This window comes from Pseudomonas sp. 2FG (genome assembly GCF_005502935.1).
Classification (GTDB): Bacteria; Pseudomonadota; Gammaproteobacteria; order Pseudomonadales; family Pseudomonadaceae; genus Aquipseudomonas.
In genome coordinates, this window is sequence record NZ_SCMP01000005.1 from 60,278 (window position 1) to 84,930 (window position 24,653).

Sequence of the window (24,653 nt, forward strand, 5' to 3'; positions counted from 1 at the left end):
CAGCGCAGCCTTTGTAGCATGCGATTGCCGCCGGACTCCAAATGCGGGGGCATCTAACTCATATTGGATTTCATGAACTACGATTTCTTGTATAAGTCGCGGATGAAGTAACTTCAACCCCCCAAAAGTCATTTCAGCTCATTCGACTCACACAACTGAAACCGGGCTCGATAGGTGCCGGGGGTGAATCCAACTCGCTCACGAAACAGGCGCGAAAACGAGCTGAGGTCGCTGTAGCCAACATATTGCGCGATGCGCTCGGTGCTCAGGTCACCGGCCTCCAGCAACGCCCGCGCCGTGTCGATGCGCAGGTTCTGCAAATAGGTCAGCGGCGACTGCTCAAGCACCAGGTTGAAGCGGCGGATCAAGGTCCGTTCACTGACTGCCAGCTTCTGCGCCAGGTCGGTCATGCGCACCGGCTGCGCCAAGTGATCCTGCAGCCACTTCTGCGCGCGTTGAACCAGGGGGTCGTTGTGGCTCTTGTCGGCGATCAGCGGTTGCAGCGGCGTCTGGGTCGTTTGGGTCAAATCGATCAGCATGCTGCGCGCGCACTGCATGGCGATGGCCTTGCCGGCAAACTTGGTGAGCACCTGCACGGCCTGCAACAAAAAGGTGGCATGGGCGCCGCCACACACCAGGCGCTCAGACTCAGTCACCAGCGGCCGCATTTGCAGATCGACCTGCGGGAAGCGCTCGCGAAAATGCCCCTCCAACCACCAGGTGGTGGTGGCCACCCTGTTATCGAGCAGGCCGGTGTCGGCGAGCAGAAAAGTGCCGGTGCAATTGGCGCAGAGCCAGGCGCCCTGCTGCCACTGCTTGATCAGCCAGTCGCGCACAGCCGTCTGACTGTCCAGAAAGCGCTGGAACTGCTGCCAGCCTCGGTAATGCAGGCTGGGGATAAAGACCAGGTCGTAATACTGGTCCTGCGGCAGGGCGCGCATGGCCAGCTCCAGCCCGTTGCTCGCCCGCACCGACAATCCGTTCTGTGAAATGAAATGCCACTCGAACAGTCCGGCCGCGGGCATGCCCTGCTTGCGCATATGCGCATTGGCAACCTGCAGCATGTCGGCAAAGCCGCCGATGACGGACGCATAGGAGTCATCGAATCCCAGAATGGCAGCAGTCGGCATGGCGAAACCTTCCTTTAAAGTGGCATTGGCGATAATCGCATATTTACTGTCGTTTTTGCCTATTACGCCATCCCAGGCGGCGCCCTACAGTTCTCGTCACGCTTGCCAACCACGAGAATCCGTCATGACCCATCTTGCCGAAGCCGCCGCTAACAGCACTATTAGCCGTTATCAGGACAGCCTCTACCACGACCTGAATACGCCAGAGGAAACCCTCGCCATTCGTCAGGAGGTGCGTCGCTTCGCCGATGAGCATGTCGCCCCGGTGGCTTACGCCATTGGCCATACCGAGGAATCCGTCGCTGCCTTCCCATGGGACTTGTTCAGCAAGATGGCCAAGGCAGGGTTGTTCCGCATCCCCTTTGCTGCCGAGGTTGGCGGGCGCGGGCTCAAGTACCCAGCCGCCGCCACCGCGGTGATGATCGAAGAGCTGGCTTACCACTCGAACTCGGTGGCCGCCATCGTCGACGTGCATTGCATCCTCGCCGGCAATGCGCTGAAGCACGGCTCAGACTCGATCAAGCAACGCTACCTCATGCCCTTGCTCAACGGCGACAAGATCGGCAGCTTTGCCACCACCGAACCGGATGCCAGCACCGACCTTAGCATCGAAGCCATGCGCACCTTCGCCACCCGCACCGAGACGGGTTACAGCGTCACTGGCCGCAAGCGCTTCATCAGCAACGCACCGGTCGCCAATTTCGTGGTGCTGCTCTGCGTCGATGGCGAGCGCATGACCGAACTGGTGATCGACTTGAATTGCCCTGGGGTGCGTGTCGGCGACCCCGACAAGAAAATGGGCAACCACGGCCAGTTGACCTCGGACATCTACTTCGACAACGTCCAGGTGCCCCTGGAAAACGTGGTTGGCCAAGCGGGCCAAGGCCTCAAGATCGCCTTGCAAACCCTGACGTACGGGCGGGTTGGCATTGCTGCCAGCGGCACTGGCATGGCTCAGGCCTTGTTTGACCACAGTGCCGAGCGCCTCAAGACCCGCCGGGCTTTCGGCAAGGCCATTGCGCAGTTCCAGCACTGGCAGTTCAAGCTGGCGGAGCGTGCCACTGAAATCGAGAATGCCCGCAACCTGTACCTCAAGGCGGCGTTACGCATGGACCAGGGGCACGCCTTCCCGGAACCCGAGGCCGCGATGGCCAAATGGTACGCCACCAACCTCGCCGGTGAATTCGCCCGTGATGCCGTGCAGATCTTTGGTGGCTACGGCTTTATGCGCGAACTCGCGGCGGATGGCTCGCATTACCGGGTCGAAGAGATTTACCGCGACTGCAAGATCGCCGAAATCTATGAGGGCACCAATGAAATTCAAAAGCTGGTCATTGCCCGCGGCATCTTCGGTAAAGAGATCACCGGCTGATGGCCCTGCCAACCCAAGCTCACTGGAGACCTAGCCAATGCACATCCTGATTGTCCAGGCGCACAACGAGCCGCAGTCGTTCAATGCCTCGATGAAAAATCTGGCGGTTGAAGAACTGCGCTCACAAGGACATTCCGTCGAAGTGTCCGACTTGTACGCCATGGCTTGGAATCCGGTCGCCAGTGCCGCCGATTTTGGCAGCCGCGCCAATCCCGAGTACCTGACCTATGCCCTGGAACAGCGCCACAACCACGTTCATCTCTCGCTAGCCGCTGATATCCAGGGCGAGCTGGACAAGCTGCTGAAAGCGAACTTGGTAATATTCACCTTCCCGATTTATTGGTTCTCGATGCCGGCGATCATGAAGGGCTGGATAGATCGAGTGCTGGTGTCGGGAGTCTGCTACGGCGGCAAGCGCTTCTACGACCAGGGCGGTTTGGCTGGCAAGAAGGCCATGCTGGCCATCACCATCGGCGGTCAACCCCATATGTTCGATGAAGATGGCGTGCATGGCGATCTCAACGACATGCTCCGCCCCATCCTACGCGGCACGCTGGCCTATACCGGGATGACCGTGCTGCCGCCCTTTGTGGCCTACCACGTGCCCTATATCTCCCAAGAAGCACGCAGCACGCTGCTGGAGCAGTATCGACAGTACTTGCGCTCGCTAGACACGCTGCAACCACTTCAGTTCGTCTCACTCAAACAGTTCGACGACAAGCTGCATCCGCTCCCTGCGAATGCGGCGCACATGCTCGGATAGCCCATCGGTAGAAGAGATGCGGCGCTGGCGACCTAGAGTTGACCAGTGACCTCCGCACCGTGCGGAATTTTGCGGGTTTACGTTCCTTGCATCGTATCGTTACCCGGTTGCTGCTTATGCTGGCAGCGGCTCAAGAATAGCCACGCGACAGATCTCCAGAATCTCATCCGCCAGGGGAGAGTCGTCAGGACAGGCTCGCGACAATACGATCGCGCCGACCGCATGGGCAAGCATGTCGATCAGCTTTGCCCGCCCTTTGTCCTGATTCGCATCACCCGGCACTGCGCCTTCATGTTGAAGGGCGGTCAGCAGGTTTTCGATCCCGGCTGCAAACGTCGCCTTGACGTCTTCTGATTGACGAGCAGCGTCCCCGCAGAGAGCGGCCATGGTGCAGCCTGCGCTGCGGGCGTCTCGGTGCTCCCGGGACACGTAGTACTTGAAGAACTCGGTGACATCCAAGCTCTTGTTGCTTGCCAGGGACTGCGAGAGTCCGCTCTCGGTCGTTTCCCTCATCAGGTCGGCCTTGGAGCGGAAGTGCTTGTAGAACCCGCCATGGGTGAAGCCAGCAGCCGCCATCAATTCCGCTACACCCACGCCATCGTAGCCACGCTCACGAAACAGAGCGGAGGCCGTCTCGACGATGTGCGCACGATTCGCCTGCACCTGTTCTTTGGTGACTTTCATATCCACACGCCTCGTTGTTGAAGCCAACAGTCATGTCGCCAATATACATTGATGTCGGTCGTCATCAAAACTGTTGACGGCAAAGATGATGGTCATCATCATAAGTGCTCGCGAATCCTCTCGTGGGACTTTGGCCATGAGCGGCACCCACCTCACAGCACTGGAGAAAGAAGGCATGACCGACAAGACTCTGTTCGACCCCTATACCCTGGGTTCCCTGACGCTCTCCAACCGGGTTGTCCTGGCGCCGCTGACGCGCAACCGTGCTGGCACGGGTTTCGTCCCCAGCGAGTTTGCCGCAACGTACTACGGCCAACGGGCTTCGGCCGGCCTACTGATCGCCGAGGCCACGCAGATCTCGCAGCAGGGCCAGGGCTACCAGGATACGCCCGGCATCTACACCCAGGCGCAGATCGACGGCTGGCGCGAGGTCACCGCTGCCGTCCATGCGAAGGGTGGCCGGATATTCCTGCAGTTGTGGCATGTCGGGCGCGTCTCACACGTTGATCTGCAGGAGAGCGGGGCTGCTCCGGTGGCGCCCTCGGCCATCCGGGCCGAGACCAAGACGTTCGTCAACAACGGCTTCATGGACGTGTCCGAGCCGCGAGCGCTGGCGCTCGACGAACTGCCGGGGATCGTTAACGATTTCCGCCAGGCTGCGGCAAACGCCATCGCCGCGGGCTTCGATGGAGTCGAGATCCACGGCGCTAACGGCTACCTGCTGGACCAGTTCGCCAAGGACGGTGCCAACGTACGCACCGACGCTTACGGCGGCTCCATCGAAAATCGTGCGCGGCTGATGCTGGAGGTCACGGCGGCAGTGGTGGACGAGATCGGCGCCGAGCGCACCGGTATCCGTATCTCGCCGGTTTCGCCGACCAATGGTGTCTCCAGCAGCGATCCGCAGGCGCAGTTCGACTACATCGTCGACCAGCTCGATGCCTTGGGCATCGTCTATCTGCATGTCGTCGAGGGGGCGACGGGCGGCCCGCGTGATGTCGCGCCGTTCGACTTCGACTCCCTGCGCCGGCGATTCAAGAACACCTACATCGCCAACAACGGCTATAGCCTGGGCCTCGCCACCTCCCAACTCGCCGAGGGCAAGGCCGACCTGTTTGCCTTCGGCCGCCCCTTCATCGCTAACCCGGACCTGGTGGAGCGATTGAAGACGGACGCGCCGTTAGCGGCGCTCAATCCGGCCACGCTCTTCGGTGGCGGCGCTGCGGGATACATCGACTATCCGACCCTGGCCGACTCCAGCGCCCAGTAAGGCTGCGGGGCTGCGCTGCGCATGCGCGGCCCCTTATTACGCGTCGTACATCTTCGCAGTGGTTCACCTAATCGAGAGAGCAAACACATGACCGCTAATTCCTCAGTTCTTATCACTGGTGCTTCTACCGGTATCGGTGCCATCTACGCCGAGCGCTTCGCGCGTCGTGGTCACGACCTTGTGCTGGTTGCGCGTGACAAAGCGCGGCTGGAAATCCTCGCGGCTCGTCTACGAGAGGAAAACAGTGTCGCAGTCGATGTCCTCCAGGCCGATCTTACCCAGCCCAATGATCTGGCCGCTGTCGAAACGCGCCTGCGCGATGATTCCCGGATCGGGATTCTTATCAACAATGCCGGTATTCCCCAGTCCGGCCGTTTCCTCGAGCAGACGGCCGAAGGCATCGATCGGCTCATCGCGCTCAATACAACTGCGCTGACCCGACTCGCCAGCGCGATCGCTCCGCGGCTTGCGCAGGCTGGCGAGGGGGCAATCGTCAACATCGGCTCCGTGGTGGGCCTGGCGCCTGAGCTCGGCATGTCGATCTACGGTGCGACCAAGGCCTTCGTATTGTTTCTCTCCCAGGGGCTGCACCTGGAGCTTTCGCCCAAGGGCATCTATGTGCAGGCGGTACTCCCCGCGGCAACCCGCACGGAGCTCTGGGAACGTGCGGGCATCGATATCAACACGCTGCCCGCGGTGATGGAAGTGGGAGAACTGGTCGATGCAGCACTGGTCGGCTTCGATCGCCGTGAGCTCGTGACCATCCCGCCGCTGCACGTCGCCGAGCGCTGGGACACCCTTGATGCCGCGCGACAAGGCCTGCTCTCGGAGGTTAGGCAGGGGCATGCAGCAGAGCGCTATCGGACAACGTCTTGACAGTACCGCACTGCAGGCCGGGCTTCACCTATCCAGCCGGGCGCGCTTTCTCTTTGGTTACTTTCTCTTTCGCGCGAGCAAAGAGAAAGTAACTCGCCGTAAGGGCGAAAGGCTTAGTTCGTACCAGTGACGATGCGACGGGTATCAACAGCGCTGCCACACCAGCCGGGCGGATAAATACCGGAGCGGACTGCGTGATGGAAGCTGGAATATGGCCAGTCCACCAGTTGTTCGACATGACCGTGCTTTTTTGGATTGAAGTGGATGTAATCAAAATGGCGCTGATAGTCGAGTTCGTCGCGGATCAGGTGCTCCCAATAGCGCCGCTGCCAAATGCCACGCTCGCCGCGTGTTCTTTGCGTAGCGGTGCGTGATTCGGTTGGTGGCAGACGTTTGGCGAAAGCAAACTTGATCACCTTCCAGCGCAGCGCAAAATCGGCATCGCCCTCAGGCAGCGTCCAGAGGCAGTGCATGTGCTCAGGTAAAACGACCCAGGCGTCGATATGGAAAGGGTGTCGCGCTTTGGTTGCGCGAACCGTAGCGCGCAGCAAATCAATTTCCCGGACGAGCAGGTCGCTGCTGCGATCCCGCAGGTTCACGGTGAAAAAGTAAGTAGCGCCAGGAACGCGGGCCCGGCGGTAGTCGGACATTGCAGCTCATCCTTGAGCGATTTAAGGGTTGGACAAACGATGGTGGACAAGCAGAGCGTTGTCCACCCTACACCCGACCGCCACATTCCCTCCAACTTTTGAAATCCGTATTCGTAGGGTGGGAAACTGCGAAGCATTTTCCACCGGGATATCCAGGCTACTTGCTCAGGTAAAACGACCCAGGCGTCGATATGGAAGGGATGTCGCGCTTTGGTTGCGCGAACCGTAGCGCGCAGCAAATCAATTTCCCGGACGAGCAGGTCGCTGCTGCGATCCCGCAGGTTCACGGTGAAAAAGTAAGTAGCGCCAGGAACGCGGGCCCGGCGGTAGTCGGACATTGCAGCTCATCCTTGAGCGATTTAAGGGTTGGACAAACGATGGTGGACAAGCAGAGCGTTGTCCACCCTACACCCGACCGCCACATTCCCTCCAACTTTTGAAATCCGTATTCGTAGGGTGGAAAACTGCGAAGCATTTTCCACCGGGATATCCAGGCTACTTGCTAAATCCATCTATTCGTATGGTCAAAGAGTCCTCTCGGGCAAAGACAGATTTTTATTCAGAGAAGTAATCGGTATCTATTTTCTTTACTTCGTAAATTGTGCTGGTTGATACGCCGACACCATGATGGAACATTAATTTTGCTAATGTTTTTCCGTCGATTAGTATGATCTTCGTGTCAATTTTTGAAACGTAATCCAGAGCTTCTTTTGAGTAGCTGGAGGTGGTTATGAAAATTCCTTTTTTGGCTCTTTGGCCTTGAAGAGCACCGGCAAACTTCTGAATGTCAGGGCGCCCTACGGTTCCCTCGTATCTTTTGGCTTGGAGGTAGATAATATCAAGGCCGAGTGGGTCTTCTTTTATTATTCCGTCAATTCCTTCGTCACCGGACCTCCCGATCGCTTCTCCAGCATCTTTGCGGCTGCCTCCGTAGCCCATTTTTACCACTAAATCGACAACAAGCCTTTCTAGGAATTCTGGCGGATTGTTTAGGATGTTTTTGAGTATATCTTGTTCAACTTCTTGGCGAACTTTCAAATAGGCATTTTCAAAGGATTCTTCTGGTGTTGCTTCTTCTAGGTTCGTGGTTTCAGTGGTTGGAGATTTCTTTTGTTTTTGAGCTACTGTGCTGTTTTGGGAGTCGATGACGCTTTTCAAAAATCTCAGGTTTATCGGCTCCTTTTGTCTTAGTGCCTCGATGCCCTTGGTTGTTATTACTGATATGGCGCGGCGCGGGGACTGAATTAGTCCGGCGTTAGATATGTAAGTTTTTGCCCAGCCTACGCGGTTGTCGAAAAGTTTTGCTCTTCCGCTTGGGAGCATTTCTCGTCGTTCGTCTTCTGTAAGGGAAAACTGTTCTGCGAGCTTTTCTACAAGATCTCGGTTTAAATGCTCTAGCCCATCTTTATGCAATTCCAAAAGTGGGCGCATTAATGTTTGGAAATCTGGAATTGGCATGTGGGGTTATCTTGGATTTTCTGGAAAATCAATCGGAAAATGGAAAAGCCCCGCACAAGGCGGGGCTTTTGGTCTTTCTACTCGCTGCCCCAAACTTCCATTTCAGGTAAAGCGTTTATCTACTTCTCACTGATCGCGCCAGAGCTGTTTAGTCCCAGCTCAACGCCCCACCAGTCTGATACTCGATAACCCGAGTCTCGAAGAAGTTCTTCTCTTTCTTCAAGTCCATGATTTCGCTCATCCATGGGAAGGGGTTGGTGGTGCCTGGGTATTCTTCTTTCAAACCGATCTGAGTCAAACGACGGTTGGCGATGAATTTGAGGTAGTCCTCCATCATCGCCGCGTTCATGCCCAGTACGCCGCGCGGCATGGTGTCACGGGCGTATTCGATTTCCAGTTGGGTGCCCTGGAGGATCATCTGGGTGGCTTCGTCTTTCAGCGCGGCATCCCACAGGTGCGGGTTTTCGATCTTGATCTGGTTGATCACGTCGATGCCGAAGTTCAGGTGCATGGACTCGTCGCGCAGGATGTACTGGAACTGCTCGGCGACGCCGGTCATCTTGTTGCGGCGGCCCATGGAGAGGATCTGGGTGAAGCCGCAGTAGAAGAAGATGCCTTCCAGCACGCAGTAGTAGGCGATCAGGTTGCGCAGCAGCTCTTTGTCGGTCTCGACGGTGCCGGTGTTGAACTGCGGATCGGAGATGGCGCGGGTGTATTTGAGGCCCCAGGCGGCTTTTTTCGCGACCGAGGGAATCTCGTGGTACATGTTGAAGATCGCGCCTTCGTCCATGCCCAGCGATTCGATGCAGTACTGGTAGGCGTGGGTGTGGATCGCCTCTTCGAAGGCCTGGCGCAGGATGTACTGGCGGCACTCGGGGTTGGTGATCAGGCGGTACACGGCCAGCGCCAGGTTGTTGGCCACCAGGGAGTCGGCGGTGGAGAAGAAGCCGAGGTTGCGCATGACGATGCGCCGTTCGTCTTCGGTCAGGCCGTCAGTGCTCTTCCACAGGGCGATGTCGGCATTCATGTTGACTTCTTGCGGCATCCAGTGGTTGGCGCAGCCGTCGAGGTATTTCTGCCAGGCCCAGTCGTACTTGAAGGGTACGAGCTGGTTGAGATCGGCGCGGCAGTTGATCATGCGCTTTTCATCGACCGCGACGCGGGCGGAGGAGCCTTCCAGCTCGGCCAGGCCTTCGGCGATGTCGAGTTGGTCCAGGGCGGCCTTGGCGCGGGCTACGGCCGCGGAGTCGCTGTCGCTGACGGCGCGGGCTTCGTGGGCGGCGGCGTTGCCGTCTTTGTCGAGTTTTTCCAGGCTCATATCGACCACCGTTGCTGCGGCGCCGGCCGGTTTGGCGAGGTCGCCGTCTTCTTTATCAAATTCATCCCAGCTCAGCATGCTTCAGCTCCTGCTTGAGGGCCAGAGCTGCGTCTGGCCTGTATGGATATACAGTTAATTCTAGTCCGTTGCTCGCTGCACACAAAGCAAAACGGTTGCCGTTGGTCGCACACAGCAGGGCGATGGTTTGCCTCTGCCTGCTTGTTGCTTTCGTGTTCGTGGGTTGAGGAGATGTGAATGGCTTGAGGCCGCCCCTCTCCCTAACCCTCGGCTTTAGCATCCTGCGTCGCCCTACCTCCTGCATCCTTGCAGTCGTCTCCCCGGAGGGGCGAGGGGACTAATCTGCGTGTTGCTTTATTACTGCATTTCAAGCGCGAAGCTGAGCGAGCGAGCGCTAGGCGCCGCGGCATCCGACCCCAGGAGCGTACTGCTGTACGTGACTGGGGTCGGGTGGCGCGGCAACAACGCGGGCGCCGCTCAGATCCGTGCGTTGCCGAACACTTATTGGCAGGCTTCGCAATCTGGCTCGTCGATTGAACAGGCCTTGGGCACCGGTGCCGGGCCGGCGGCTTGTACTGGGGCGGCGCCAAAGCCTTCGTCGATGGCACCGCTGGAGACTGCGTTGAGCTTGCCGGTGGTCACGGTGGACTTCTCGGTGCTGGTGGCGGCCAGGGCGCGGAGGTAGTAGGTGGTTTTCAGGCCACGGTACCAAGCCATGCGGTAGGTGACGTCGAGCTTCTTGCCGCTGGCGCCGGCGATGTAGAGGTTCAGCGACTGCGCCTGGTCGATCCACTTCTGGCGGCGGCTGGCGGCGTCGACTATCCACTTGGTGTCGACTTCGAACGCGGTGGCGTAGAGGTCTTTCAACTCCTGCGGGATGCGCTCGATCTGCTGCACGGAACCGTCGTAGTACTTCAGGTCGTTGATCATGACCGAGTCCCACAGGCCGCGGGCCTTGAGGTCGCGCACCAGGTAGGGGTTGATCACGGTGAATTCGCCGGACAGGTTCGATTTCACGTAGAGGTTCTGGTAGGTCGGTTCGATCGACTGCGATACGCCGGTGATGTTGGCGATGGTGGCGGTCGGTGCGATGGCCATGATGTTGGAGTTGCGGATACCTTTCTGTACGCGGGCACGCACCGGCGCCCAGTCCAGGGACTCGGTCAGGTCGACGTCGATGTACTTCTGGCCACGGGCCTCGATGAGGATCTGCTGGGAGTCGAGCGGCAGGACGCCTTTGGACCACAGGGAACCCTGGAAGGTCTCGTAGGAACCGCGTTCGTCGGCCAGGTCACAGGAGGCCTGGATGGCGTAGTAGCTCACCGCTTCCATGGATTTGTCGGCGAACTCGACCGCCGCGTCCGAACCGTAGGGGATGTGTTGCAGGTACAGCGCGTCCTGGAAGCCCATGATGCCGAGGCCAACCGGGCGGTGCTTGAAGTTGGAGTTCTGCGCCTGCGGTACCGAGTAGTAGTTGATGTCGATCACGTTATCGAGCATGCGCACTGCGGTGTTCACGGTCTTCTGCAGCTTGGCGGTGTCGAGCTTGCCGTCGACTATGTGGTTCGGCAGGTTGATCGAGCCCAGGTTGCACACGGCGATTTCGTCGGCGTTGGTGTTCAGGGTGATCTCGGTGCAGAGGTTCGAGCTATGGACCACGCCGACGTGCTGCTGCGGGCTGCGCAGGTTGCACGGGTCTTTGAAGGTCAGCCATGGGTGGCCGGTTTCGAACAGCATGGAGAGCATCTTGCGCCACAGGTCTTTGGCCTGGATGGTCTTGAACAGCTTGATCTTGCCGTACTGGGTCAGGGCTTCGTAGTACTCGTAGCGCTCTTCGAAGGCCTTGCCGGTCAGGTCGTGCAGATCCGGTACTTCGCTTGGGGAGAACAGGGTCCACTGGCCGTCGTCGAACACGCGCTTCATGAACAGGTCGGGAATCCAGTTGGCGGTGTTCATGTCGTGGGTGCGGCGCCGGTCGTCACCGGTGTTCTTACGCAGCTCGATGAACTCTTCGATGTCCATGTGCCAGGTTTCCAGGTAGGCGCAGACCGCGCCTTTGCGCTTGCCGCCCTGGTTGACCGCGACTGCGGTGTCGTTGACCACTTTCAGGAAGGGCACCACGCCCTGGGACTTGCCGTTGGTGCCTTTGATGTAGGCGCCGAGTGCGCGCACCGGAGTCCAGTCGTTACCCAGGCCGCCGGCAAACTTGGAGAGCATGGCGTTGTCGTGGATGGCGTTGTAGATGCCCGACAGGTCATCCGGCACTGTGGTCAGGTAGCAGCTGGACAGCTGCGGGCGCAGGGTGCCGGCGTTGAACAGGGTCGGGGTCGAGCTCATGTAGTCGAAGGACGACAACAGGTTGTAGAACTCGATGGCGCGCTCTTCTTTCTGCTGCTCTGCAATCGCCAGGCCCATGGCCACGCGCATGAAGAACACTTGCGGCAGTTCGAAACGGATGCCGTCCTTGTGGATGAAGTAGCGGTCGTACAGGGTCTGCAGGCCGAGGTAGGTGAACTGCTGGTCGCGCTCGTGGTCGATCGCCTGGCCGAGTTTTTCCAGGTCGAAGGCTTGCAGTTTCGGGTCGAGCAGTTCGAACTCGATGCCTTTGGCGATGTAAGCCGGCAGAGCCTTGGCGTACAGCTCGGCCATCTCGTGGTGAGTGGCGCTGGCGGCGACGCCGAGGAAGCCCAGGCCTTCGCCGCGCAGGGTGTCCATCAGCAGGCGAGCGGTGACGTAGGAGTAGTTCGGCTCACGCTCTACCAGGGTGCGGGCGGTCATCACCAGGGCGGTGTTGACGTCGCTCTGGGCGACGCCGTCGTAGAGGTTTTTCAGGGTTTCGCGCTGGATCAACTCGCCGTCGACTTCGGCCAGGCCTTCGCAGGCTTCGCTGACGATGGTGTGCAGGCGGCCCATGTCCAGCGGCGCAACGCTGCCGTCGGCGTGGGTCACGCGGATGCTCGGGTGCGGCTGGGCCGGTTCGAGGCTGCCACGCTTGGCGCGTTCCTGGGCGCGCGAGTCGCGGTAGATCACGTAGTCACGGGCGACCTTCTGCTCGCCGGCGCGCATCAGGGCCAGTTCGACCTGATCCTGGATCTCTTCGATGTGGATGGTGCCGCCCGAGGGCATGCGGCGCTTGAAGGTGGCGCTGACTTGTTCGGTCAGGCGCGCGACGGTTTCATGGATACGCGACGAGGCGGCAGCAGTGCCGCCTTCCACAGCGAGGAACGCCTTGGTGATGGCTACGGTGATTTTGTCATCGGTATAGGGCACCACGGTGCCGTTACGTTTGATCACGCGCAGTTGGCCCGGTGCGGTGGCGGCCAGATCCTGAGTCGAATCGGCGGCCTGCGGCGCAGCGGCCAGCGGGTTCTCGCGAGGGGTGTCGGTCTGCATGAAAGGTCTCCGTGTTCTGTATTTATCTAGTTGGACACTTGGCGTGCTTGCCGTTCATTCCATGGTTTTCAACGCATTGTTTTCAGAAGCCGGAGCTTCCAAAAACGCCCTACGCACGGCACAAGGCCGGGCGCACAGGGGCTTGCAAACAGGTCAGAAAAGGGCACGACTCAAGCACTTCCCTGGCTCTAAAGTCATAGGTCATGACGGCAGGCGTCAGAACCACAATACCTAGTGGTGCGCGCTTGGTAGCGCTACACCGAATCAAGACCGCAGTCACGCACTTTTTGGGTCTTGTTCTGTATTCACCGCCGCAGCGGTGGATGGGTCATTAAAAGAGCGATTCGACGCACCGGTGGTGGCCTGCGAAAGGGCCCCTGCGGGTCATTCTTCTTGTGTCCGGTGGTCTGCCAAAACCCAACATGTAGGTGTTTGGCGCGATTGGGATACAAGATAGAGCGCTATTGGGGTCATTGCAAGGCGACTGTCATGCGCAGCCTGTGGATAAAGCTGTGGGTTAACCTTGGGTAACTTTGCGTAGCCCGCATGGTCGCTGGGGTTGATCATTTTGAGCCATTCGTCGCCAATTAAATGGCTTTGACAACGGCGTTTGAAGATGCTGAAGGCTTCTCAAACCAACACTACATCTTGTGTTTTATGTTGTGGTTTGGCATGCGCTATGCAGAACGCCGGCCGTTGTTACAATGCTGGCCGTTTCGGCAGTCGCAGCAACGTGTTCTTAGGAGGCAGTGGTGGAGCAAGAAGCCTGGCAAATTCTTATCGTCGAAGACGATCAGCGCCTGGCCGAGCTGACTCGGGAATACCTCGAGAGCAACGGCCTGAAGGTGGCGATCGAGTCCAATGGCGCGCAGGCCGCGGCGCGCATCCTTAAAGAACAGCCGGATCTGGTGGTGCTCGACCTGATGCTGCCGGGCGAGGATGGCCTGTCCATCTGCCGCAAGGTGCGCGGCCGTTACGACGGGCCGATTCTGATGCTGACGGCGCGCAGCGATGATATGGATCAGGTACTCGGCCTGGAGATGGGTGCCGACGACTATGTGTGCAAGCCGGTGCGGCCGCGGGTGCTGCTGGCGCGTATCCGTGCCCTGCTGCGGCGTAGCGAAGGCCCCGAGGTGCTTGCGGCGGAAAGTCAGCGGCGGCTGGAGTTCGGCGTCTTGGTGATCGATAGCGCGATGCGTGAGGCCTGGCTGCGTGAGCAGAGCATCGAGCTGACCAGTGCCGAGTTCGACTTGCTCTGGTTACTGGCGTCCAACGCCGGACGCATCCTCTCCCGCGAGGAAATCTTCACCGCCCTGCGCGGTATCGAATATGACGGCCTGGATCGTTCCATCGATGTGCGTATTTCGCGCATCCGCCCGAAGATTGGTGACGACCCGATGCACCCGCGCTTGATCAAGACGGTGCGCAGCAAGGGCTACCTGTTCGTTGCCGAGGCGGCCGAAGGGCTGGCGAGCTGAAGGCCGTGGCGAGCGGAGGCGGGCATGCGCTCCTCGCGGCATGCCCGCGCAGTGTGGATCAGTACGCTTTGTTGAGGGCGCAGCGCTCATGAATTCCATCTTCCTGCGTATCTATGGCGGCATGTTGGCCGCGTTGGTGCTGGTGGCCGTGCTGGGGGTCCTGACCTTGCACCTGGTCAACGAGGTGCGCTCCGACCAGTACCGTGAGCGCCTCGCACGCGGAACCTTTAGCTTGATGGCCGACAACCTGGAGCAGATGAGCCCGGTCGAGCGCCGCCGGGCGGTGGTGGTGTGGGGGCGGCTGCTGGGTATCCCCTTGGCCCTGCAACCGCTGGCGGAGCCGGCCTTCGACAGCGGCATGCGCAAGCGCCTGCTGCGTGGCCAGGTGCTGGTGCAACAGACCGGCCCACACGCGGCCAAGGTCTACGGCTTGGTCAGCGCGAGCGAGCAACTGCTGCTGAGAGGCGAGGTGCAGCAGATCAGTGAGCAGTTGGCCCGTGCCACGGTGTATTTATTGATCGACGAGTTGGTGCGCTTCCCGGTGGCCGAGCAACCGCAGCGCCTGGCCGCGCTGAAAGAGGCCAAGCAGTTTGGCTTCGACTTGCGGCTGGTCAGCCTCGATCAGGCGAACCTCGATGAGGATCAGCGCCGGCGGGTGGATGAAGGCGATACGGTGATGGCGCTGGGCAAGGGCGGTGATTCGATTCATGTGTTCTCCGGGATTGTCGGCACGCCCTGGGTGCTGGAGATCGGCCCGCTGTACCAGATGAACCCCTATCCCCCGGAGTTGCTGGTGCTGATCGGCGCCCTCGGGCTGAGCCTGATCGGCCTGATCGTCTATCTGCTGGTGCGCCAGCTGGAGCAGCGTTTGCTCGGCCTCGAAGGCGCCGCCACGCGCATCGCCCTCGGCAAGTTGGAGGCGCGGGTGCCGGCCGGTGGGGCGGATTCGGTGGGGCGCCTGGCGGCGGCGTTCAATGCGATGGCCGAGCACCTGCAGCGCTCGCTGATGATTCAGCGCGAGATGGTGCGCGCGGTGTCCCATGAACTGCGCACGCCGGTGGCGCGCCTGCGTTTCGGCCTGGAGATGATCGGCGACGCCGAGACCGAGGCGGCGCGGCGCAAATATATGGAGGGCATGGATAGCGATATCCAGGACCTCGACCGCCTGGTGGACGAGATGCTCACCTACGCGCGGCTGGAGCAGGGCACGCCGGCGCTGAACTTTCAGCAAGTCGACCTGGATGCGCTGCTCGATCAGGTGATCGCCGAACTGGCCCCGTTGCGCCCGGGGGTACGGGTGGAGCGGGGCCCGACTATCAAGGCGCGCGATGGTGGCGGGGCGTTGGTGGAGGCGGAGCTGCGCTACTTGCACCGCGCACTGCAAAACCTGGTGAGCAATGCCATGCGCCATGCCGAATCACGGGTGCGGGTGAGCTATCAGATCGGCCATCAGCGCTGCCGGCTGGATGTCGAGGACGACGGCCCCGGCGTACCCGAGGCCGAGTGGGAGCGCCTGTTTACCCCCTTCCTGCGCTTGGACGACAGCCGCACCCGCGCGTCGGGCGGGCATGGTTTGGGCCTCTCCATCGTCCGGCGGATCATTTATTGGCACGGTGGCCGTGCGCAGATCGGCCATAGCGACAGCCTGGGGGGGGCGCGCTTCAGTCTGGTCTGGCCGCGCCGGCAATAGCCGCGATGCGGAGCATGCTCGAGCGGTTGTTCCCTGGCGAGTTGGCGTGCTTCGCCGCGACCCTGGCCTTGCCGGGCGACTCGCGCCCGGCGCTGAGTGTGGCAGCGCTGTTGGAACCCGCCGGGCTGGATGAGCGACTGAGCCGCATCTATGGGCCGCAGCTGCTGAAGAGCCAGCGTTGCGTGCTGGTCTCGCAGTACTCGAAATACTATTTCATGGCGCTGATCCCGCCTGTGCTGGCCGCCAGCCTGCTGCACGACTGGCGTCTGCCGCTGGCACCGGACGCACTGCGCGTGCTGCTCGGCGAGAACGGCCTGCCGCAGGCGGTGCAACTGCCGGATGGGGGCGCGCACTGGCCCGATGCGCCGGACGATCCGTTCCAACGGTTTGCCGAGCTGGTCGAGGGTAATTTGCAGCCGTTCATCCAGACCCTGGCGGCCCATGGCCGAGTCGCGCCGCACGTGCTGTGGGGCAATGCCGGGGACTATTTCGAGACCACGCTGCGCCGGCTGGCCGAGCTGACGGCGGCTTCTCTGGCGCCGGCTTATGCCCTGCTAGAGGCGCGGCGGCGCCCGGATGGAACCGCCAATCCATTATTTGCGCCGGTACGCTATGTGCCGCAGGCCGGGGCCTTGCAACCGCGCCGAGAGCGCCGGGTGTGCTGCCTACGGCACCGGGTAGCAGGCATCGAGCATTGCGAGCACTGCCCATTGCTGCGCCGCGGCCCGGAGTGACCCAAGAGGTGCCGGTATAGATATAAGGCTGTGGGGCTGCGATCCGCCGCATCGGTAGGCGGGTGTAGAGCGCAGCGAAACCCAGCAACTAAGCATTCAACGCCGCTCGGCCAGCATCTCTGTCTTGCCTAAACCGCACCCGGTACGCCAACCAGGCTGAGCAAACGCCCGTCGAATAGGCTGAACTGACCGTCCAACTCACGCCCACGCGACCACTCGGGCGACAGGTCCTTGAGCAGGCGCAGGCGGGCGTGGCCCGAGTCGGACCAGGCCAGCAGCTCGGCGTGCTCGAAATAGAAACGCTGTTGCACCAGCGGATAGAGCGCCTTGAACAGGCTCTCCTTGAGGGAAAAGCTCAGGGTCACGAAAAACCCCAGTTGCTCGGGCGCAAGCCTACGGATGCGCTGTTGTTCGGCTGCGGTGAGGATCTCGCCGAGCAAGCGCTCTGCGCGTGCGGTGCTCATCAGCGTTTCGACATCCAGGCCAAGCCCACGCCAGTTTTCACGGCGCGCGACTATGGCGGCGGCCCAACCATGGCTGTGGGTGATCGAGCCGGTCACTCCCGTCGGCCACTGCGGCGCGCGATCTGCCCCGACGGCGGGTACTGCGTCGCTACCGATGAGGCGCTGCAGCGCCTCGCGGGCGCACAGGCGACCGGCCAGAAACTCCGTCTGGCGCTTGGCCACGCCCTCGGTGGCGGGAATCTGGCTGCGGCTGAAGTCCTCCGCGTGCAGCAAGGCGGGATCGAAGTGCGTGCTGATCAGTCGAGCGGTGGGCCGCGGCTGAGGCAGCGGCCAATGGTCGTTCAGCGGAGTGCAGCAGGCGGGGAGGGGATGGCTACTCATGCCGGCATTCTGCCGTGTCGCGGGCGGGGCGGCCAGTCGTGGCGCGGCGTTTACATTTCTTTGCAGAACGGCAACAAAGCTAAACGGATAGCGCGGCCCAGTTTTGCCAGACTGCGACCGCGTTTCATTGGGAACGCAGGTGAGGTTGTAGTTTAGAACCAGAGCATTAGCTGAAATCGGTTCTATCCATTTGTCTCTGAATTTGAGTGCGGGAGCCTGGATGGGCTCCCGTTTTTTTTTGCGTTTTTTTGCGTTGCAGGCGCGGCAAGCAAGCCCCCAGCCGCTCACCTCATCTAATGTCGCATTCAGGGCCAGGCTAAGGATTGCTATTAATAGAGCCGAGTAGACAGGCCAGGCGAGCGTTCGCCCTATGCTAGCCTGGCCACCCCCGCGACCCGCCTGGGTCGGGCATTCGGGAACCCCGTGATGAATTCAACTGCAAGCCCGTCCGCGCATTTGACGCGTGGCACCTCGGCTTATCGACGTGCCACCCTGGCACTGTTCTGTGCCGGCTTTGCCACCTTTGCCTTGCTCTATTGCGTGCAGCCGTTGTTGCCGTTGCTGGCCGCTGTCCCTCGCCGGGCTGTTGGGTAATTTTGCCGAGCATTTGCGCAACCGGGAGCTGCGCGGACTGTTCTTGCAGGCCTTCCTGTTGATGGGCGGCTTCGTGGCGTTGTTCAACTACGTAGGCTTTCACCTGGCGGCGCCGCCGTTCGGCTTGTCGTCGACGGTGATCGGCTTGCTGTTCAGCGTCTATCTGGTCGGCATTTTCAGCGCCGGTTGGGCCGGGCGTTTGGTGCCACGCATCGGCGCGCGGCAAGTCATGCAGGGCGCTATCGGCATCATGCTGTTCGGTGTGGCCTTGTGTGCCACGCCGTGGCTGAGTGCTGCGGTACTCGGCTTAGCCTTCTTCACCTTGGGTTTTTTCGCCGCCCATGCGGTGGCCAGCGGCCAGGTCGGCCAACGCGCCAAAGGCGCCAAGGCGCAGGCCTCGGCACTCTATCTCTGCGCCTATTACCTGGGCTCCAGTGTGGTGGGTTACGGCGCTGGTTATGTCTGGGAACACGCGGGCTGGTTGCCGCTGCTGGCGGTGTTGGCGGCACTCTTCCTGTTCGCCGGTTGGCGCGTGCGCACGCTTTAACTCGGCATGCTGCCCCGGTTGTGAGGCCCTATGGTCGGCTCGCACGGAGCAGGGAAGAAGAGTCGACAGTGCGGTAAACATGCTCATAAAATGAACAGTCAGCGCGGGATCAGTTGGTCTTTACCGTTCAACCCTTTAAGTCAGTGAATTCTATTCGTGAAAATTCGTCATTCGATAGTCGGTCTGTTCTTTTTATGTGCAAGCGTTGCATTGCCGACGAGCGCTGATGCGGGTGAAAAAGCTGCAGTTATTCGCGATCCGTCCAAGTTGGAACTCGCCTCAGGCAGTGCCATGGTGGTGGATCTGCAAAGCGAAAAAGTCCTGTATGAAAGCAACCCGGATGTAATAGTGCCCATCGCCTCGATCAGCAAACTGATGACGGCCGTGGTGCTGCTGGATGCAAAACAGCCGCTCGACGAAACACTCTCCGTCGCCATCAGCGATACCAAGGAGTTGAAGGGCGTGTTCTCCCGTGTACGGGTCAACAGCCAACTCAGCCGCAAGGACCTGTTGCTGCTGACGCTGATGTCATCCGAGAACCGTGCTGCTGCGAGCCTGGCGCACCACTACCCAGGCGGTTATGCCGCGTTCGTGGCGGCGATGAACGCCAAGGCCAAGGCGCTAGGCATGAGCAACAGCCACTTTGTCGAGCCGACTGGCCTTTCTCTCAACAATGTCTCTACTGCCCGAGACCTGACCCGCCTGCTGATTGCCACCAAACAGTATCCGTTGATCGGCGAACTGAGCACCACTACGCAGAAGACGGTGGCTTTCCGTAAGCCCAATTACACCCTGGGTTTTCGCAATACCAATCACCTGATATTTAAAGCCAATTGGGATATTCAACTGACCAAGACCGGCTTCACCGATGAAGCCGGCCATTGTCTGGCCATGCGCACGGTAATGGCCAACCGCCCCGTTACCTTTGTGGTGCTGGACGCATTCGGCAAGTACACCCACTTCGCCGACGCCAATCGCCTGCGCACCTGGATGGAAACCGGCAAAAGCAGCCCGGTGCCGGCAGCGGCCAAGAGCTACAAAAAACAAAAAAACCTGCAACTGCGCCAGACCGGCACGGTCCAGGTGGCCGAATAGTGGTCGCCCGATCGACTTCAGCCGCGAAGTTGATCGGGGCGGAACGAGCTCAGAGATTGCGCTATTTGGTTTAGCGTAAAGCCGCAATCCTGGACAAGTTGAATCGCCACGGCATCTATAGATACCTCTGAATGACTGCAATGAGTCGTTTGGAACCAATGACGACTTGCTCATTGGCTCGGAGGACTCCACCGCTTACAGAGACATATGTATCAATGAGCCTGTCACCCAGCTTTTTGGTTTGCTTCCAGATACCTCGCCATTGCAGCGAAGCGCCGTCGTGTTTCGACTTCAAACACCTTGATGGCGATTGAGTCGAGGAAGTAGCCGAGCCAGCGTGGGCGCAACCTGATATTGAAGGTGTAGATCAGCTCAGATGTCCCATCGTTCAGATCACGATGACGCATTGAGGCCGCCCATAGTTCGAACAGACCAACAGGCTCCTGTATCACCGCTGCTGCGATCCGCGGAGGGGCGTAATTGACGAAACGCGTTCGCATCGCAAGATAGCGCTTCCAGCCACGGCCTCGGTTTGTGGTAATGGCACCGACATAGGGGTGAGTACCGCCACCTTCGACATAGGCAACGGATAGCAACGTGTCCCATTTGAGTCTTATTGCATGATTGTGAAATGCCTCGAAGGCTGCCTCAGCTGAGGCGGGCATCCTGAGTAAGAGGCGACGCTGAGCCATTAGCTGGACTCCTCTATTTCGGTGGTAATCCCCCAGCGGCGAAACTCTGGCTCGAACTCATCGAGTTCGAGCAGTCCTGTGCAGGCGAAGGCGCCCGTCAGGTTCAACTCGCTTTTCACAAGCTTGCGGGTGACGAGCAGTGCAGCCATACAGGGGATTTCCGGGCCGTGCCTGTCGGGAGCGGTCAGATGCCAGGTACAGTTACCCGGTGTGCCGTCGAGTCGAGTTCCGGATATCTTGACCATCATCCCGCCGCAATCACTTCCATAACGATCCAGAAAATTGTTGGCGATTGAATTGAGTTGTGAAGCATATCTTTCAATAGGCAGCGGTATACCCACCCTGCGCATGGCCGCTGCGAGCCAGAGAGCCAGGTGCTGAGTCCGCAGCTCAAGAGCGGCCCTGAACTCAACGGTTTTCACCGACGGATAGCGAGCGGGAAAGAGCTCCAGATCCGGCACGTCGCACGCAGCGGCCCAGCGCACGCCTAACCGAGAAAACCGAATGGCACGCATATCCTGCCATCCATGGGAAGTACTCCAGTGCCCGTTATGTAGGCGTTGAAATGGCCTGCCGGCGTAACTGAACACAGCCGCGAGCGTAGCCGTACCTCGGGGCGCTTGCTGGCCAGGGGCAATAGCAATGCTGATTGCGTCGATGCGCGAAAAACGCTTTGCAAGGCTGTCGACTACTGCCGAAGAGAGACCTGGAACACTGCTGGCGCCAGAGATAGCGCAGACCCCCGCTGCCTGGGCTTTATCATTTAGGCTATGGGCAAAACTGGAAACAAAGGCTCGCCCATCCGAGATGTCGACGTAGTGAGCCCCGGCAGCACAGCTTGCTTCAGCGACGCGATAGTCTTGAGACTGAAAAGGACCGGCACAATGGATGACAATATCGGGGCTCAGCCTGATCAATTGCTGCTCAAGGTCGGGAGAGTCGATATCAAGCCTTGCAGTGCTAACAGTCTGCCCTTGCTCGAAGATATGTTTATCTGAGGTGGCGACACTTCTGCCTGCGGCTATTACTTCTACGCCCACATCCAGCGAAAGGCTTCGGCAGATACGGGCGCCAAAGTTACCGAGCCCACCCAATACTACGACTCGCATCTTTGCGCTTGCCATTTGGCCTCTTGGGTTTCGTAGGGAATCATGGCGCAGCCAGTTAGAAAGGCGGCGACCAAAAGAATGATGATCAAACGCATATTGCTTCCCTGCTATATAAGAGTCAAAGCTGATCCTGGGTATAGGCTCAGCCCGTAGGATGGGTTAAGCGCAGCGATACCCGTCAATCTTCTATCCACTAGCACTTAGATGCTGCCCATGTTTCCGTGCTGGAACCTTTCCGGGGAGGCTCTGCGCCAGGCGTGGCTGGGTGTGATTGGGCGGGGAGCGTCCAGGGCTACGCGCCCACGCTGGAGCCTGGGGGCGATCAACAATCCTCACTGCTGTGGCGCCCCGTTGGGTTAAGTGACTAGGCTACTGATCCATACAGCCCACATGGAGCCGGGTAAGTGCTGAACGCCCCATCTACCCAGAACATTCCACGCACGGTATGGGCGCTGGGGTTTGTCAGCCTGTTTATGGACTTGTCTTCAGAGCTGGTCCACAGCCTGTTGCCGGTATTCCTGGTCGGGACACTAGGCGCCAGCATGCTGACTGTTGGGCTGATCGAGGGCGTGGTCGAGGCTACTGCGCTGATCGTCAAGGTCTTCTCCGGGACGATCAGCGACTACCTCGGGCGACGCAAGGGTTTGCTCTTGCTCGGCTACGGCTTGGCCGCGCTAACCAAGCCATTGTTCCCCCTCGCCACCTCGGCAGAGATGGTCTTCACCGCGCGATTTCTGGACCGGATCGGCAAAGGCATCCGCGCTGCCCCGCGCGATGCGCTAGTCGCCGATGTGGCCCCGGCAGCGATCCGTGGGGCCTGTTTCGGCTTACGTCAGTCCATGGATACGGTGGGCGCCTTGCTCGGCCCGGCGCTGGCCATCGTGCTGATGTTGTTGTTTAACGACGACATTCCGCTGGTGCTGTGGTTCGCGGTCATGCCGGCATTACTGGCTGTCGGTCTGCTCTGCATCGGTGTCAGCGAAGCGAAGCCGGCAACGCCTCATCGGCACTTTCGCTCGCCGATCCGCCTGAACTCGCTGAGTCTCTTTCCCAGCGCCTACTGGTGGGTCGTGGCGGTCGGTGCGATCTTCACCCTGGCGCGCTTCAGCGAAGCCTTTCTGCTGTTGCGTGCTCAGCAGTTGGGGCTTGCCGTCACTTGGGTGCCGATGGTCATGGTCGTGATGGCCGTCGTCTACACGCTGTCGGCCTACCCGGTGGGAAAGTGGTCGGATCGCATCAGCCGATCAACCTTACTGAGTGCCGGCTTGCTGTTTCTGCTGCTTGCCGATCTGGTGTTGGCTTACGCCGAATCGGTTGCCATGGTTCTGCTCGGTGTCACCCTGTGGGGGCTGCATATGGGGTTTAGCCAGGGGATATTGGCGGCTCTGGTTGCCGACACGAGCCCCGCTGAGCTCAAGGGTACGGCTTTTGGAATATTCAATCTGCTGAGTGGCATAGCCCTGTTGTTGGCCAGCGCTACTGCCGGCTGGCTTTGGCAGAATTACGGAGCCTCGGCGACTTTCCATGCTGGCGCGGCGTTTGCCTTGGCGGCGTTGGTGCTCTTGCTACTCAGGCGGGGGTCAAGCGAGCAGGCGCAGAAAAATGGCTAGAGAAACGCGGGCGCAAGCTGCCCCGGTGTTCCAGCATTTGGCACAATGCGCGCTGTCACCTTTTGTTTAATGGCAAATGCTCAATGGCGAACTTCGCCCGGCTTAAATCGCGTCGAAGGCAAGGATACTCATGAACCCCGAAGACCTCCTGCTCCTGGTCACCCGCGCCATGCCCTACGGCAAATACAAGGGGCGCCTGATTGCCGATTTGCCTGGGCATTATCTCAACTGGTTTGCCCGCGAAGGCTTTCCCAATGGCGAGATCGGTCGGCTGTTGGCGCTGATGCAGGAGATCGACCATAACGGCTTGTCCGCGCTGCTGACGCCATTACGCAAGGGTTAAAGCCCAGGCCGCCGTCCGCTGCAGAATCTGCGCTTACCAATCCAGGCTGAGCTGGCTCTCGAAGTGGCGTTCGACACCGCTCAGCGGGTCGGTGAACCTCAGGCTCTGGGCCAGCAGCTTCAACGGTTGCGCGTAATCATCGACAGCCTCTTTGATCAGCTGTGGATAGAAGGGGTCGTTGCAGATGCCTGCGCCGAGTGCGGCCATGTGCAGGCGCAACTGGTGCTTTTTCCCGGTGATCGGGTACAGGGCGTAGCGCCAAAGCTCGCCGTTGCGCTCGCAGACTTCGATCCGGGTTTCGCTGTTCGGCATGCCCGCCGCCTCCTGCATCAGAAAGAACGGCTCGCTGGCCACCAGGCGAGTGTTGCGCTGTTGCGGGAAGTCGATTGCGGGCAGTGCCGGGGCGATGGCTTCATAGCGCTTGCCGATCTGCCGCTGGCGGAACAAGCCCTGGTAGTGCGAGCGTGTTCGTGGGTTGGCCGAGAACAGCACCAGCCCTGCCGTCAGCCGGTCGATGCGGTGCAGCGGCACCAGGTCGAGGTTGTCGAATCGCCGGCTGAGCCGTGCCAGCAGGGTCTCTTCGACATATTGGCCGGCCGGTGTGACCGGCAGGAAGTGCGGTTTGTCCGCGACTATCAGGTGTTCGTCGGCATACAGCACGGTTTCGCTGAAGGGGATCGGCACCTCATCCGCAACCTCGCGAAAGTAGTGGATGCGCAACCCTTGCCGGTAGCGCTGCTCTGGGCCGATGGCCAGGCCCTGCATGTCCAGCACGCGGCCCCGCGCCATCCGCTCCAGCCAGGTCTCGCGGCCGATCGCCGGGAAGTGCGCGCACAGGCAATCCAGCACCGTCGACCAGGTGCCCGCCGGCAAGTGCAGGGTGCTCGGGCGAGCGCTGGCGCGGGAAGGGGGCTGAACGGGCATGGCAAGACTCGGGCAGTGGCGGATGGCGGGCGGTTGATTTTACCCGCAACACGCATCGAG

At 60.2% G+C, this 24,653-nt stretch carries 21 protein-coding genes and 2 pseudogenes; 12 read left to right on the forward strand and 11 right to left on the reverse strand.

Annotation, left to right across the window (positions count from 1 at the left end):
• Positions 1 to 128: 128 nt before the first annotated feature.
• On the reverse strand, positions 129 to 1,130 hold the full coding sequence (locus FFS13_RS06880; protein ID WP_137818359.1) for a GlxA family transcriptional regulator: 1,002 nt from the start codon (positions 1,128 to 1,130) through the stop codon (positions 129 to 131).
• A gap of 124 nt (positions 1,131 to 1,254) precedes the next feature.
• On the opposite strand from FFS13_RS06880, the gene FFS13_RS06885 reads away from it, so the two are divergent.
• Complete coding sequence (locus FFS13_RS06885) at positions 1,255 to 2,502, forward strand: acyl-CoA dehydrogenase family protein (RefSeq protein WP_137818360.1); 1,248 nt, start codon at positions 1,255 to 1,257, stop codon at positions 2,500 to 2,502.
• Between the two features lie 37 nt (positions 2,503 to 2,539).
• Entirely contained in the window at positions 2,540 to 3,265 is a 726-nt protein-coding gene (locus FFS13_RS06890) for an NAD(P)H-dependent oxidoreductase (protein ID WP_137818361.1), read from the forward strand.
• A 114-nt stretch (positions 3,266 to 3,379) separates the two neighbouring features.
• Here FFS13_RS06890 and FFS13_RS06895 read toward each other — a convergent pair whose 3' ends face one another.
• Positions 3,380 to 3,949, reverse strand: a complete 570-nt coding sequence (locus tag FFS13_RS06895; RefSeq protein WP_137818362.1) for a TetR/AcrR family transcriptional regulator — start codon at positions 3,947 to 3,949, stop codon at positions 3,380 to 3,382.
• Between the two features lie 175 nt (positions 3,950 to 4,124).
• Between FFS13_RS06895 and FFS13_RS06900 the strand changes: the two genes are divergently transcribed.
• Together FFS13_RS06900 and FFS13_RS06905 are read left to right on the forward strand one after the other, a co-directional pair.
• Positions 4,125 to 5,219, forward strand: coding sequence for an alkene reductase (locus tag FFS13_RS06900; protein ID WP_137818525.1), 1,095 nt, complete (start codon positions 4,125 to 4,127; stop codon positions 5,217 to 5,219).
• A gap of 87 nt (positions 5,220 to 5,306) precedes the next feature.
• On the forward strand, positions 5,307 to 6,095 hold the full coding sequence (locus FFS13_RS06905) for an SDR family oxidoreductase (RefSeq protein WP_137818363.1): 789 nt from the start codon (positions 5,307 to 5,309) through the stop codon (positions 6,093 to 6,095).
• A gap of 113 nt (positions 6,096 to 6,208) precedes the next feature.
• Here the strand turns inward: FFS13_RS06905 and FFS13_RS06910 are convergent, their stop codons facing one another.
• From FFS13_RS06910 to FFS13_RS06930, 5 genes and pseudogenes are all read right to left on the reverse strand, one after another.
• The gene (locus FFS13_RS06910) at positions 6,209 to 6,745 is read right to left on the reverse strand and encodes a transposase (protein ID WP_137818364.1); all 537 of its coding nucleotides are present in this window, start codon (positions 6,743 to 6,745) and stop codon (positions 6,209 to 6,211) included.
• Between the two features lie 176 nt (positions 6,746 to 6,921).
• Positions 6,922 to 7,083: pseudogene (locus tag FFS13_RS06915) on the reverse strand (transposase); the annotation flags it as partial.
• Positions 7,084 to 7,300: 217 nt separating this feature from the next.
• Positions 7,301 to 8,203, reverse strand: a complete 903-nt coding sequence (locus FFS13_RS06920; protein ID WP_137818365.1) for a restriction endonuclease — start codon at positions 8,201 to 8,203, stop codon at positions 7,301 to 7,303.
• A 148-nt stretch (positions 8,204 to 8,351) separates the two neighbouring features.
• The gene (locus FFS13_RS06925; RefSeq protein WP_137818366.1) at positions 8,352 to 9,599 is read right to left on the reverse strand and encodes a ribonucleotide-diphosphate reductase subunit beta; all 1,248 of its coding nucleotides are present in this window, start codon (positions 9,597 to 9,599) and stop codon (positions 8,352 to 8,354) included.
• A gap of 441 nt (positions 9,600 to 10,040) precedes the next feature.
• Positions 10,041 to 12,932, reverse strand: a complete 2,892-nt coding sequence (locus tag FFS13_RS06930; RefSeq protein ID WP_137818367.1) for a ribonucleoside-diphosphate reductase subunit alpha — start codon at positions 12,930 to 12,932, stop codon at positions 10,041 to 10,043.
• Positions 12,933 to 13,684: 752 nt separating this feature from the next.
• Here FFS13_RS06930 and FFS13_RS06935 point away from each other — a divergent pair.
• The 3 genes from FFS13_RS06935 (at position 13,685) to fhuF (ending at position 16,834) form a co-directional block, all read left to right on the forward strand.
• Complete coding sequence (locus FFS13_RS06935) at positions 13,685 to 14,410, forward strand: response regulator (protein ID WP_137818368.1); 726 nt, start codon at positions 13,685 to 13,687, stop codon at positions 14,408 to 14,410.
• Positions 14,411 to 14,498: 88 nt separating this feature from the next.
• A complete protein-coding gene (locus FFS13_RS06940; RefSeq protein ID WP_137818369.1) occupies positions 14,499 to 16,100 on the forward strand; it encodes an ATP-binding protein in 1,602 nt (533 codons plus the stop codon).
• A gap of 14 nt (positions 16,101 to 16,114) precedes the next feature.
• Complete coding sequence (gene fhuF, locus FFS13_RS06945; protein WP_137818370.1) at positions 16,115 to 16,834, forward strand: siderophore-iron reductase FhuF; 720 nt, start codon at positions 16,115 to 16,117, stop codon at positions 16,832 to 16,834.
• A 128-nt stretch (positions 16,835 to 16,962) separates the two neighbouring features.
• On the opposite strand, the gene FFS13_RS06950 is transcribed toward fhuF, so the two are convergent.
• Entirely contained in the window at positions 16,963 to 17,679 is a 717-nt protein-coding gene (locus FFS13_RS06950) for a 4'-phosphopantetheinyl transferase (RefSeq protein ID WP_137818371.1), read from the reverse strand.
• A gap of 426 nt (positions 17,680 to 18,105) precedes the next feature.
• Here FFS13_RS06950 and FFS13_RS20345 point away from each other — a divergent pair, with 426 nt between their 5' ends.
• The 3 genes and pseudogenes from FFS13_RS20345 to pbpG all read left to right on the forward strand — a co-directional run bounded on the left by FFS13_RS20345 (position 18,106) and on the right by pbpG (position 19,915).
• Positions 18,106 to 18,273 (forward strand): hypothetical protein, encoded by a 168-nt coding sequence (locus FFS13_RS20345; RefSeq protein ID WP_371922940.1) that lies wholly within the window; start codon positions 18,106 to 18,108, stop codon positions 18,271 to 18,273.
• Positions 18,242 to 18,820: pseudogene (locus FFS13_RS06955) on the forward strand (MFS transporter); the annotation flags it as partial. The gene FFS13_RS20345 and the pseudogene FFS13_RS06955, both read left to right, overlap by 32 nt.
• A 156-nt stretch (positions 18,821 to 18,976) precedes the next feature.
• Entirely contained in the window at positions 18,977 to 19,915 is a 939-nt protein-coding gene (pbpG, locus tag FFS13_RS06960) for a D-alanyl-D-alanine endopeptidase (RefSeq protein WP_137818372.1), read from the forward strand.
• A gap of 224 nt (positions 19,916 to 20,139) precedes the next feature.
• Here pbpG and FFS13_RS06965 read toward each other — a convergent pair whose 3' ends face one another.
• Both FFS13_RS06965 and FFS13_RS06970 read right to left on the reverse strand, forming a co-directional pair.
• Positions 20,140 to 20,607 carry an SRPBCC family protein gene (locus tag FFS13_RS06965; protein ID WP_137818373.1) on the reverse strand — a complete coding sequence of 156 codons (468 nt, stop codon included), beginning with the start codon at positions 20,605 to 20,607 and terminating at the stop codon, positions 20,140 to 20,142.
• Positions 20,607 to 21,731, reverse strand: coding sequence for a saccharopine dehydrogenase family protein (locus FFS13_RS06970; protein WP_256657837.1), 1,125 nt, complete (start codon positions 21,729 to 21,731; stop codon positions 20,607 to 20,609). Before FFS13_RS06970 ends, FFS13_RS06965 begins: the two co-directional genes overlap by 1 nt.
• 389 nt (positions 21,732 to 22,120) lie before the next feature.
• Between FFS13_RS06970 and FFS13_RS06975 the strand changes: the two genes are divergently transcribed.
• Both FFS13_RS06975 and FFS13_RS06980 read left to right on the forward strand, forming a co-directional pair.
• Positions 22,121 to 23,326: an MFS transporter gene (locus FFS13_RS06975; protein WP_371922938.1), complete on the forward strand. Its 1,206-nt coding sequence runs from the start codon at positions 22,121 to 22,123 to the stop codon at positions 23,324 to 23,326.
• Positions 23,327 to 23,456: 130 nt separating this feature from the next.
• Positions 23,457 to 23,669 (forward strand): DUF3820 family protein, encoded by a 213-nt coding sequence (locus tag FFS13_RS06980; RefSeq protein WP_137818374.1) that lies wholly within the window; start codon positions 23,457 to 23,459, stop codon positions 23,667 to 23,669.
• Positions 23,670 to 23,702: 33 nt separating this feature from the next.
• On the opposite strand, the gene FFS13_RS06985 is transcribed toward FFS13_RS06980, so the two are convergent.
• Positions 23,703 to 24,593 carry an RluA family pseudouridine synthase gene (locus FFS13_RS06985; RefSeq protein ID WP_137818375.1) on the reverse strand — a complete coding sequence of 297 codons (891 nt, stop codon included), beginning with the start codon at positions 24,591 to 24,593 and terminating at the stop codon, positions 23,703 to 23,705.
• Positions 24,594 to 24,653: the final 60 nt, after the last annotated feature.

What these genes read in the sequence shown, in the direction of transcription:
- FFS13_RS06905 (WP_137818363.1), top strand. Translation starts at nt 5,307, where the DNA reads ATGACCGCTAATTCCTCAGTTCTTATCACTGGTGCTTCTACCGGTATC.
- FFS13_RS20345 (WP_371922940.1), top strand. Translation starts at nt 18,106, where the DNA reads ATGAATTCAACTGCAAGCCCGTCCGCGCATTTGACGCGTGGCACCTCG.
- FFS13_RS06925 (WP_137818366.1), bottom strand. Translation starts at nt 9,599, where the DNA reads ATGCTGAGCTGGGATGAATTTGATAAAGAAGACGGCGACCTCGCCAAA.
- FFS13_RS06980 (WP_137818374.1), top strand. Translation starts at nt 23,457, where the DNA reads ATGAACCCCGAAGACCTCCTGCTCCTGGTCACCCGCGCCATGCCCTAC.
- FFS13_RS06900 (WP_137818525.1), top strand. Translation starts at nt 4,125, where the DNA reads ATGACCGACAAGACTCTGTTCGACCCCTATACCCTGGGTTCCCTGACG.
- FFS13_RS06895 (WP_137818362.1), bottom strand. Translation starts at nt 3,949, where the DNA reads ATGAAAGTCACCAAAGAACAGGTGCAGGCGAATCGTGCGCACATCGTC.
- FFS13_RS06950 (WP_137818371.1), bottom strand. Translation starts at nt 17,679, where the DNA reads ATGAGTAGCCATCCCCTCCCCGCCTGCTGCACTCCGCTGAACGACCAT.
- FFS13_RS06880 (WP_137818359.1), bottom strand. Translation starts at nt 1,130, where the DNA reads ATGCCGACTGCTGCCATTCTGGGATTCGATGACTCCTATGCGTCCGTC.
- FFS13_RS06890 (WP_137818361.1), top strand. Translation starts at nt 2,540, where the DNA reads ATGCACATCCTGATTGTCCAGGCGCACAACGAGCCGCAGTCGTTCAAT.
- FFS13_RS06910 (WP_137818364.1), bottom strand. Translation starts at nt 6,745, where the DNA reads ATGTCCGACTACCGCCGGGCCCGCGTTCCTGGCGCTACTTACTTTTTC.
- FFS13_RS06930 (WP_137818367.1), bottom strand. Translation starts at nt 12,932, where the DNA reads ATGCAGACCGACACCCCTCGCGAGAACCCGCTGGCCGCTGCGCCGCAG.
- FFS13_RS06965 (WP_137818373.1), bottom strand. Translation starts at nt 20,607, where the DNA reads ATGGCTCAGCGTCGCCTCTTACTCAGGATGCCCGCCTCAGCTGAGGCA.
- FFS13_RS06885 (WP_137818360.1), top strand. Translation starts at nt 1,255, where the DNA reads ATGACCCATCTTGCCGAAGCCGCCGCTAACAGCACTATTAGCCGTTAT.
- fhuF (WP_137818370.1), top strand. Translation starts at nt 16,115, where the DNA reads ATGCTCGAGCGGTTGTTCCCTGGCGAGTTGGCGTGCTTCGCCGCGACC.
- FFS13_RS06940 (WP_137818369.1), top strand. Translation starts at nt 14,499, where the DNA reads ATGAATTCCATCTTCCTGCGTATCTATGGCGGCATGTTGGCCGCGTTG.
- FFS13_RS06920 (WP_137818365.1), bottom strand. Translation starts at nt 8,203, where the DNA reads ATGCCAATTCCAGATTTCCAAACATTAATGCGCCCACTTTTGGAATTG.
- FFS13_RS06970 (WP_256657837.1), bottom strand. Translation starts at nt 21,731, where the DNA reads ATGGCAAGCGCAAAGATGCGAGTCGTAGTATTGGGTGGGCTCGGTAAC.
- FFS13_RS06985 (WP_137818375.1), bottom strand. Translation starts at nt 24,593, where the DNA reads ATGCCCGTTCAGCCCCCTTCCCGCGCCAGCGCTCGCCCGAGCACCCTG.